General features: G+C 46.2%; 8 protein-coding genes. 5 read left to right on the top strand and 3 right to left on the bottom strand.

Annotated elements, in window-relative coordinates; translation table 11 throughout:
* Window positions 1–1,405 precede the first annotated feature (1,405 nt).
* From PN498_RS08395 to PN498_RS08375, 5 genes are all read left to right on the top strand, one after another.
* A complete protein-coding gene (locus PN498_RS08395) occupies window positions 1,406–2,530 on the top strand; it encodes a THUMP domain-containing class I SAM-dependent RNA methyltransferase (RefSeq protein ID WP_272062279.1) in 1,125 nt (374 codons plus the stop codon).
* 115 nt (window positions 2,531–2,645) lie between these two features.
* Window positions 2,646–2,948 (top strand): nucleotidyltransferase family protein, encoded by a 303-nt coding sequence (locus PN498_RS08390; protein WP_272062278.1) that lies wholly within the window; start codon window positions 2,646–2,648, stop codon window positions 2,946–2,948.
* Complete coding sequence (locus PN498_RS08385; RefSeq protein WP_272062277.1) at window positions 2,938–3,294, top strand: HepT-like ribonuclease domain-containing protein; 357 nt, start codon at window positions 2,938–2,940, stop codon at window positions 3,292–3,294. The genes PN498_RS08390 and PN498_RS08385 overlap by 11 nt, the downstream gene beginning before the upstream one ends.
* Before the next feature lie 191 nt (window positions 3,295–3,485).
* Window positions 3,486–4,949 (top strand): S-layer homology domain-containing protein, encoded by a 1,464-nt coding sequence (locus tag PN498_RS08380; RefSeq protein ID WP_272062276.1) that lies wholly within the window; start codon window positions 3,486–3,488, stop codon window positions 4,947–4,949.
* 118 nt (window positions 4,950–5,067) lie between these two features.
* On the top strand, window positions 5,068–5,961 hold the full coding sequence (locus PN498_RS08375) for an alpha/beta fold hydrolase (protein ID WP_272062275.1): 894 nt from the start codon (window positions 5,068–5,070) through the stop codon (window positions 5,959–5,961).
* 303 nt (window positions 5,962–6,264) lie between these two features.
* Here PN498_RS08375 and PN498_RS08370 read toward each other — a convergent pair whose 3' ends face one another.
* The 3 genes from PN498_RS08370 to trpA all read right to left on the bottom strand — a co-directional run bounded on the left by PN498_RS08370 (window position 6,265) and on the right by trpA (window position 10,318).
* The gene (locus PN498_RS08370) at window positions 6,265–6,957 is read right to left on the bottom strand and encodes a hypothetical protein (protein WP_272062274.1); all 693 of its coding nucleotides are present in this window, start codon (window positions 6,955–6,957) and stop codon (window positions 6,265–6,267) included.
* Complete coding sequence (locus PN498_RS08365) at window positions 6,911–9,124, bottom strand: hypothetical protein (RefSeq protein WP_272062273.1); 2,214 nt, start codon at window positions 9,122–9,124, stop codon at window positions 6,911–6,913. The genes PN498_RS08370 and PN498_RS08365 overlap by 47 nt, the downstream gene beginning before the upstream one ends.
* A gap of 393 nt (window positions 9,125–9,517) precedes the next feature.
* Window positions 9,518–10,318, bottom strand: coding sequence for a tryptophan synthase subunit alpha (trpA, locus tag PN498_RS08360; RefSeq protein ID WP_272062272.1), 801 nt, complete (start codon window positions 10,316–10,318; stop codon window positions 9,518–9,520).
* Window positions 10,319–10,678 lie beyond the last annotated feature (360 nt).

Genomic DNA, 10,678 nt, shown 5'->3' with positions numbered 1-10,678 from the left:
GCGATATATCGCATCCCCACACTCACATTACAATGCTTTGATTGTCCTTATTGAAAGAGAGGATTCGCTCTCAAAGGCTAGCTCCACAAAGAATGGTTCAATAGTCGCGATTTACTGTCTCTAGAGCCTGACCAATCTATGAACTTCTTACGAAGCATAGAGGGAAGCGTAATCGGCCAGAGCAGAGAAGCAACCAAAGTAACTCCCCAGAACTCCAGATCGCTATTTGGAGTCTTTTCATCTTTTAAAAGGGAGCTTAGGGCAATGAAGAAGACGAGAATGCCGGGAACAGCGTAAAGCAACGTGTATGTCATGAACCTCTATCCGAGCGCTGAAAGTGAACTAAGCTGCGCGAACTTCCTGGTGAAGAAACTACTTAAGAACCTGTAGACTTCTCAATCATGGAACCAATCTGCGACCTAAGATTCATCAAGAACCCAATCCGTTGATAATGTTTCAAGATTCGCCCAATCACTTATCGATAAGTCCATATTCTTCAAGGTCAGGCAAGTGTTCACTCAGCACTTCTGACAGAAAAGATTGGAGGGCGAAACGGAGTCCTAGGCAGAGGTATATACCAAGCTTAGAAGAACAACGCATTAACTACGTTGTTAACATTGTTGCTCACATCTACGATTCATATATCTTCCTAAAGGGGTAAAAAGTTGGCAGATTCTTGTTCTAAACGGTAATAAAGGTATTCCATCTTCTCAGAGAGTCGGAAAGACGGTATGTTTCCCAATTGGGGATCGCTAGGAACACCAGAAACTTACACAGGGCGGGTTCGGGTTTTAGAGGCTTCGTACAAATCGACGACTTTCTTTCGAAGAATACTAGGAAGCGTGAGTGGCCAAACGAGAGAAGCAATCAGGATGAAAACCCAGACTTCCACGTTGCTATTGGATGTCGTGGAATCCCTAAGCAAAGCATCCGTAGTGATGAGAAATACAATTGTAGCGGGTAAGGCATACAGCATAGTTAAAAACTCAGACACTAAAGAACAGTAGCAACACTTTTCTACTTGCTAACTATTTTTCACAGTTCCTATCAATAAAACACTGATAAAGCTACGGAATATTGATAAGAATGTCAGAAATTATTTCTGCGTAAATCGTTAGTAAAGATTCAGATGACACGTAGGTTCCTAAAGACTTAGGTGATTTTTCATGAAAGGATCAAGAAGAAATGATGAAGACAGGCCAATTTAATAGCCATTCAGCAGCGATCAACGAAGCTCTAACCGAGATGTTTAAAGGGCTCATATAGATATAAGGTCAAGGCGACATGCTTCCGAAGCTCAGACCCAATCTTTACGTTGACCTTCAGCCCTCAGCCTTCTAACGTCTATCTTCAGCCTTGTGATGTAACGTGAGTTGTCAGGTGTAATGTGAGAATTTAGCCAACCATGGAGCAATACTTTGCGACAGTGGCGCGGGGTTTGGAGGACACAGCGGCCCAAGAGCTGCATACTTTAGGGGCAAGGGCGATCGCACCTGGCTTCTGTGGCGTAACCTTTGAAGGAGACCAAGCGCTCCTCTACCGGACTAATTTGTGGGCACGCCTGCCGTTTCGCATCCTAGTAAAGATTGCAGAGGTGAGGTGCCAAGATGCCGATGAACTGTACAAAGAGATTCGGCGCATCGATTGGGAACAGTATTTAACCCCTGATTTCACACTAGCAGTTGCTGCAACCGGAAAGAATCATCAACTTAACCACACTCATTTCACAGCCCTTCAGGTGAAGAACGCCATTGTTGATCAGCAGCGCGATCGCTTCGGACAGCGCTCTAGCGTAGATACCCATCGGCCTGACGTGCAGGTCAATATTCACATCAATCGGGATCGGGCCACTGTTAGTCTAGATAGCTCCGGCAACAGCCTCCATCGTCGAGGTTATCGACCTGCTGTTGGGAAAGCACCCCTCAAGGAATCTTTGGCAGCTGCCCTAATTTATCTATCAGGATGGCAACAGACTCAAGCCTTTTGCGATCCGCTATGTGGCTCTGGCACGCTGCCCTTAGAAGCTGCATTAATGGGACTCAATCGGGCACCTGGGTTATTTCGCGATCGCTTCGGATTTGAGACGTGGCCTGACTTTGATGCTGGCGTCTGGCAAAAGCTGCGTCATGAAGCTGAGGCCGAGCAGCACAGTGATTTGATGGCACCGATTGTTGGATGCGATCGCGATGCTGAGGTTATTGCCCAGGCTCAAGATAATGCTCGCAACTGTCAGGTTTCGGACCAAGTGACCTTGCAGAAAATAGACTTGTCTTTGGTGGAAGCACCTGCAAGCAGTGGCGTTGTTCTCTGTAATCCACCTTATGGTGAACGCATTGGGCGGGACGAAGATTTGGCAGCTTTTTACAAGCTTCTGGGAGATGTCTTGAAGCAACGCTTCAAAGGGTGGACAGCATTCGTCCTCAGCGGCAACAAAGCACTTGCTAGGTCAATCGGCTTAAAGTCATCACAGCGCATTCCCGTACTCAATGGCAACTTACCCTGTCAGCTTATGAAATATGAACTGTACTAGGAGATGTTTGATGCGTACAGGTGAGTCCGATTACAAGTCTCCAATTGTCTATTCAATGGGGCTGTTTCAAAATCAGTAACTGAAATGATTGATTCAAGATGGAAAAACATAAGTCATGGCAGCAATACTTAAGCGAGATACCGTTTTGAAAACGGTGCGAACCCATCAAGAAACTCTCAGGGAAATGGGTGTCAAGTCTCTGACTCTATTTGGCTCAGTTGCTCGTGATCAAGCAAAAGAGGACAGTGATGTGGATTTTCTGGTGGAATTCTCTCAGCCTATCGGCTTTTTTCAGCTGTTTGATGTCAAGCATTATCTGGAGTCAATTCTAGAGTGCTCAGTGGATGTGGGTACAGCAGGAGCCCTCAAGTCACATCTGCGTCAACCCGTTCTGGAGGATGCTATCTGTGTCTTCTAGAGATTGGCAGCAAAGGGTTCAAGACATTTTGACCGCGATTGATAGTATCCAGAATCGTTTACAAGGACTGAGCTTTGAAGACTTTGTGACAAATGATGTGTTGGTGGAATCCGTTTTGTACCAGTTGATTGTGATTGGAGAAGCGGCAATCAATATCCCCTCAGCCGTTAAGGCGGAAAACCCAAAGCTACCTTGGCGAAAAATGAGTGATATGCGGAACATTATGGCTCATGAGTATTTCCGCGTAGAAATGGGTATTGTTTGGGAAACCGTTCAAACCAATCTTCCTCCCTTGATTGAGCCTCTAAACGCCTTACTTGACATCGATCACGAAAGGAAAGAGTAAGTGTGCTGGCTAGCAATCACTCATTGAGAAGATTGATTTGTACTCAAAACTGATTGCCCATGCCTCTCGATCCTTTTTTCGTGATCATGCTTCTCGGCACACTCAAAGATTGTTCAAACTCGGCGATGGAAAGATGCGGGCGATCGCCTCATGGGATAAGGTTATGCCAACACATTACGACTCCTTCTTCTGTGGCTAGCAGCCTTTCTATTGCGAAGTCAAATGCATTGCATCCCACCAACCGCGAAACGGTTTTTTGCAAGACGCTGGTGGTTGGTAACACAGTGGCGGCATACACAGCGACGCTGGCAATTTTGCAGGCAGGTGGCCAGGTCTGTTGGGCACAGACCGGTAAGCTGAATCTAACCCATGATCTGAGTCAACTCTACCCAGATTCATCCTTTAGCTGGCGCTGGGGAAGGCGGGTGACGGCTTGGGAGAGAGTGATTGTCATGTCCCGCAGTCAGCAAACTTTTTGGGCCAACTGGCAACCCCAAGCGGCGCTAACGGCAGCAGGAAAATCCGCTTCGGAATCTCTACGAGATGTTGAGTCAAAGGCGTCCGTATCCTTTAGAGAAACACAGCTTCGTCAGGCGATCGCACCCTATCTGCAAAACCAGCAGCTGATCTTAATTCCCCAAGGTATTCCCATCCGAGTTCTGTATTCGGAGAGCCGAGGCCAGCGACGAGTCCATCAGGTCGTGTTTCAAGACGCTGCGACGCAACGCTTTTTTCAGGTTCACGCCAAGCTGATTTTGGATGCCACTCGCAATGCGGATTTACAGCAGAATTTGTCAAAGATGACGGGAGCACCAGTCACTCCTGAACTGATATTGACCCGCGAAGATCTCGACTTACGGTCTCGGATACCCCATTCCAGAACGCTCTTTGAAGACGCGATCACGGTTGTTCTTGCCAACGGGACAGGAACTTCTACCAAAGCGCACCCTCTATCTATTCCGCTGAGATCGCTGGTCCCGGAAAACACAGAGGGATTCCTGTGTGTCACTTTTCCCGGCTGCGAATCCTCGCTGCGTTCCATTTTTCGTCATCCGAGATCCCAGTGGGCCCTTGGAGAAGCCGTCGGACACATTGCGGTTCAGGCAGCGCGGGTAGGTGGTCTTGGACCCCTGATGAGTCAACCAAACTGGCAATGGCAACTCCAGCAGATACTGGTGCGGCAGGGAATTCCCATCTTTGCCTTTGACGATGTCCCGCTCAACGATGCAGACTTCGAAGCCATCCAGATGGGCGCGATCGCGGATGTGGTCCGTACTAGCCGCCGTTACAGTCTTAGCTTTCGACCTGAAACACCTGTAACCCGAGCCGTTCTAGCCTCTGCGCTGTCTCGTTTACTTGGAACAGAAAAAGACTCCGTTAACGCACCGCAATATCTATCAGAAGATGTTTCTACAAATCACTGGGCAAAGACTGCAATCCAGAGGGTGATCGCTTTTGGCTGGATGACAGAAAAAGAACCTGGACGCTTTGCCCCTAGTACGGTTGTCACCAAGTGCCAGTTATGGCAAATCCTATGCCCCCTATATCCGTCTAACGGAGCTACACCGCCCTTTTCAGAAGACGATACCCCTGTGCGGCGGCGACATTTGTCTCGCAGTCTTTATCCCATCATGCGATCGCGGTTTGAGGGGTAGCATGTCTTGGGACCTACAGGGTTCTGAAATCTCTATTCCCAGAAAAAGAATATCGGCTTTATTATGAAGAAAGATTGCTTTTATAAAGCAGTGTTTACATTTCATCTTCAATCCGTCTATGACCGCTCAATTGACAGCTCCCAATGCTCTTGAAAAGCAAGTTTGGATGTGGCGTGGCTATCGCATCTGCCATGTCGTGCAGGGTACTGGGCAACCTTTGGTTTTGATTCATGGGTTTGGCGCCTCTATCGGTCACTGGCGTAAGAACATTCCCGTATTAGCGGCGGCTGGCTATCAAGTTCACGCGATCGATCTGTTGGGATTTGGTGAGTCTGACAAGCCTGGTATTGATTACGCCATTGAGACCTGGGAATCGCTGCTGCAAGATTATTGGCGCGAGCACATCGGTCATCCTGCGGTCTTTGTTGGCAATTCTATTGGTGGTCTAATCACACTCATGATGCTAGCCCACTCGCCTGAGATGGCACAGGCTGGTGTTTTGCTGAACTGTGCAGGTGGATTGAGTCACCGTCCCGAAGAGTTCAACTTACCCTTACGCTTCATGATGGGGACCTTCACAAAGCTAGTTAGCTCAAATCTATTGGGTCCGTTAGTTTTCAACGAAGTGCGGCGTAAGTTTCGAATTCGAGGTTCGCTGAAACAGGTTTATCACAACCCCACAGCCGTCACGGATGAACTGGTTGAGCTGCTCTATCGTCCGTCTTGTGATCCTGGTGCCCAGAAGGTCTTTGCTTCTATCGTGAGTGCACCGCCTGGGCCTCGCCCAATTGAGCTATTGCCTCACATCAAGCAGCCCCTTTTGGTGCTCTGGGGAGAACGAGATCCCTGGACCCCGATTGAAGGCGCGACGATCTATCGCGAGCTGAGTGAGACGCCAGATGTCGATCCACCCGTGACATTTCACTCAATTCCTGATACAGGTCATTGTCCCCATGATGAGCAGCCAGAGGTGGTCAATCAGCTGATTCAGGACTGGTTGCAGACACTGTAAGTTGATTGCTGGAATGTCCAAGGGAGTGGGACATAGACCTTTTCCATATATTCAGATTGCCCGGCTCTCCTCGTAGTTGAAAATGTTAACGAGCAGATGGAATAAGGTCAAATCGCCATCGTCAGTTGCGGATTTTTACTGGAGCATTGTTCGTATTGTCCAATTCACTTTCACCCTCGACTCTAACTTGATCGAGACTTCACGCATTCAGCACAATAAATGGCCCTACCGTATTGAATTCAATGTCCATGCCTACTGCCATAAGCAAGAATGGTCCTTTGTCAGTCAATCATGAAATGACCGTTATAGTGTTGGTTCAACACAGTAGTCAGGTTTAATCTCACCCAAGCAAAGTTCATGATTAGTGGTTGGAATATTTTGAATTTTCTCATTTGCAGAGACTTCGATAGGAAGAGGTTCAGGACCGTAATTTTGCCCAGTGTAGTAAAAGCTGAAGATATCACCATTAATATTGCGCTCCAATTCGCCATTGTCTGCCAGGATGGTTGCGAATATGAAATACTCTCCAGGTGGAACATCTAATTCGACAAATATTGGAGCATTGCCTGCCTGTGATGGCGGCGCACAGTTGACTATTTCATAATTCTCTGTGGATTGTTGCGCACAGACTATCCTTCTCTCTAAATAACCGTCAGCATAGGATATAAGCTCAACCTCTAGAGTTCCAAGCTCATTCTGAGGTTCAGAAGTCTCACAGTTAACAAAAGAGAAGTTCTGCCTGTCTGATTCTCTGATGGTATCAATCCTGTTCGGAGAAGCCTCAACAATCTCGAATCTTGTTGGCCGTCCTTCTGTGTCACCAAAGACGCGACCATCATTGAATTCTAAAACGCCATTGCTTATATTGAAATCGCTACCAGGATTGACAAAATCCCAATAGCCTTGGCCATCAGCATCCACCCACCTGAGATCAACGTATTGTCCATCGTCAAAAAAAGGCTGTTTTTGCCTGACCACAGTTTTGCAGATCTTCATAGCTCCACTCTTCTCCGCCAACTAAATAATCTACGATCTCAGCGTCAGATGGTAGTTCAGGAATGGGTGGCGGATCGGGTGGTTGCTGATTCATCGAATCAATTAATAACAACACCCCTGGAATAGCAATTATGCCCCCAATAGTTACTGCCAACCATGGGGATGGCGATGAAGAAGGTCTAGGTGCAGGAGGGACACTGCCGTTATCGTTCGTTTCAGGCGATGTAGGAGAATCGTTTGAATCGCCATTCTCGGGAGGTTCATTATCGGTGTCATCAGCAGCTGCATTGCCGTTTAATGCTAGCTCTACTTGCTGTAGATTGTGCCTAGTAACATCAATACCTAGCTGACCTGGAAGACCTTCACGCAATTGCAATGCTGTTTCAAAATAATCTCTAGCATCACCGAACCTTTCCATGCATAGGGCATGAGTTCCCAATTCATGTCTAACAAAAGCCTGTCCTGAAATATCCCCTAGCTGTTCAGAGGCATTGAGCATAGCATTCAGCAGATTGCCCCATGCATCCCACCAGCCATTCAGAGGCATTGAAGCCTCAACAAATCTGCCAAGTAACAAAGCCTCTTGCCAAAGACTTGCCTCTTTAGCAAGCGAGAAAAGATGCAGGATAAGATCAGCCTCTTCCAGCAAAGCTTCAGGGGAATCTTGATAAAGGTATGTCCATTCAATGAAATAATTCAGTGACTCTCTTAGAGAATTATTACCAATCCAGTTTTCTTGAAAAGTCTTGGCTAGATTGTTACTTAATCGAAAGGAAACCCCATCAAATTCAATAATATGAGATCTTGTGAGCCCACTTAACTCATCAATGATATTATCATCGCTGACAAGTTGAGCTAAGTGATCAGCTCTAACGGGTAGTCCGTTGAATAGTGCAAGAAAGCCTAACGCTTTCTTTTGCTTATCAGAAGCACGGTTTGATATATCACCTAGCAGCTTCTCGTAACGATTTTCAGACGATAATGTCCTCAGTTTTTGTACAGCTTTCGAAAGCTTGTATTTAAACTTGACGCATGATTCTATGATTGACACTATTTGGCCAGGATAATACTCAAGCAGCCCGCAAAATTCTTGAATCTCGTCTTCACTTACCAAATCAAGCTCTTCTATTTCTACTGAATCCTCATTAATGAGCTGGGTAGTGACTTTCTTAAAAAGAGAAAGAGCATAGTCTATCCCTAAACCTTTCAACCTCTTATTAAAACCTTCATTTTCAGGATCATACCGGAACAGCCGTCGAGATGATGTTAGAACCAATGAGCATTTCTCGAGAAGTTCTGTCAATTTGCTAAATTCGTCTTCCTCTAAGTTACAATCATCAATAAAAATTAGAGCGCTAAGTTTTTTGAGTATATCCCGATGAGAGGGATTTTTATAATTGAAAGGGACTGTTTTACCACTAGAATCAGCCTGATCGTATAATTTTAGAGCACATGATTCAAAAATTTTTGCGGACAAGTCACCTACGGACTTCAAAGAAGGATACAGTAACGGTTCCATTTTGTGCAGGGGTTTTGAGTTGTATTCAAGGGGCGATTGACTCAAAATCTCTGCATGCAAGTGCTTCCAGAGAGCTGTCTTACCAGATTTTATCTCCCCATAAAAACAGATAGAACCACGACTATTTATGACTTCATGGAATCGATCTTGTTCTTCATTCCTATTTATAAACCGCTCCGCTTTTATTTCATGTTTCTGTCTAATTTTATTTCTTTTGGAAAGTACTGAATGATTAGATTTGCCACTCGCATTTCTCAAGATTTTGCTTACATTAGTTCCCTCGAATGGGCCTAACGCTAAGTCAATAGATCCAGATTCTTGCTCACACCTAAGCTCTCTTCCTTTATTGAGCTTATCTAGCTCTATTAATTCTGCTAATTTAGGAAAAGAAGTTTTAGTATTTGCCTCTAAGATTTCTTTTACATCAATCAATTTTAGCCCGTACGCTTTAAACAAATAAACAAGATAGACAGCACGAAGCATTGGTGGAATTTGTTCATCAGGCTCTTGTTTGTATTTCTGTATAAGGACTTGAGGAATATCAAAAGAACATATGAGTTGCTCTAAAGTTGATGGAGGTAGTGAGGCAAGCATATCTAAGAGCCAACCACGTAATTTCCAATATCTTTTCCACTGCTCATTTGTCATCGCTATTCACTGAATATTCAATAAACTAATATTAGTCTAAACTTACTTCAAAATCGTTATCTTTTTGGGCTGTTTAAACAGTTGAGATCTCTTAGGTGCTCTTTGCCGCTTTTCCCAATATCCCCACCGCAGCTTACTCCAACTCACCTCTTGTCCTTATGAAACTAGCGACAGCTACAACCGACATCTTGCAGGTTTCCCAGTTTCTTGAGGGAATCCAAACGCCTTTCCCTATGAGGCTTTTAGGATAAGGGCTGAATTTGAATGATCTTATTTTCGATTCATTCCGCATCGATAAAGTCCCCTGCGCTGATGCGTTCTCGCAGGGGACACCTTCAAGGGCAAAAAGGGGAAGCGGTTGTCCTTTTGCTGCGGCTGTTGGTTCGGCAAGTCTCAGGGTTTGATGGCTTGATTGAGCTGAGTACAAAAGTTTTCTAGGGCATTAATTCCAGCATCGGGACCGTCTGAGTTGGCGAGTCGCTTAACAAAGGCGCTACCGACGACAACGCCATCAGCTCCCCACGATCGCAGCTGTTCTGCTTGCTCGGGTTGAGAAACACCGAAGCCAACGGCAACAGGCTTGTCGGTGATGGCTTTGAGTTCTTCCAGCAGTTCCTTAACGCGACTCTGAATTTCGGACCGGATTCCTGTTACCCCAGTCACGCTGACAAGGTAGATAAATCCACGAGACTGCTGAGCGATCGCCTCAATCCGTTCTTTGGGGCTTGTTGGGGCTACCAGCAGAATCACTTCGATGCCGTACTTTTCGGCAGCTTCTGTAACTGCGGCAACTTCTTCGAGTGGCAAATCAGGCACGACGAGGCCCTTTGCCCCGGCAGCAGCAATATCCTGAAAAAACGTGTCGATGCCGCGATTCAGAATGGGATTGTAGTAAGTGAAAAGGATGATCGGTGCTGCAATGTCAGGCGATACGATTTTGACGAGGTTAAGCACGTCATCCAGAGTCGTCCCTTTTTGCAGTGCTCTGGTAGCGGCAGCCTGAATAACAGGACCGTCTGCTAAAGGATCAGAATAGGGAACGCCTAGCTCAATGAGATCGGCCCCACATTTATCGAGGGATCGTAGTGCAGTGGCGGTGGTTTCCAAGTCAGGATCGCCAGCGGTTACAAACGGAATCAATGCACACTGCTGACGATCGCGAAGCGCTTGAAACTGCTCAAAAACAGACGTCATAACCTGACCCTAAAGAATAACTAGCCACTAAAGCAATCTAGGGCAAGACGGAGCGATCGTCCACAGGCTCAAAAGAGACTGATCAGAATTTTATGTAAACGATCTAAAATCCCGATAACTCAGGAAATCGCAATCGCATCATGCCCAGAAAAAACAAGTCTCAAATCGCGTGCTCTAACTACACTAGTCTAGGTGGCTAGAGCTATGTCTCTGCTCAACATCCGACCAATTTTCTGCATAGCCTTTTGCGTTCACCGAATAGACTTAATGGTTTGCTAGAATCCAGCCAACCGCTCTCCTTCCAAAAGTCTATGTTTTCTTGGCCGCGCGTACCGCCAACCGACCCGTCGCGATCGCCTC

It is taken from the genome of Oscillatoria sp. CS-180, assembly GCF_028330965.1.
Taxonomy (GTDB): Bacteria; Cyanobacteriota; Cyanobacteriia; order Phormidesmidales; family Phormidesmidaceae; genus Halomicronema.
Note: the sequence above shows the minus strand (reverse complement) of the source record. Positions and strands in the feature narration are given on the sequence as shown.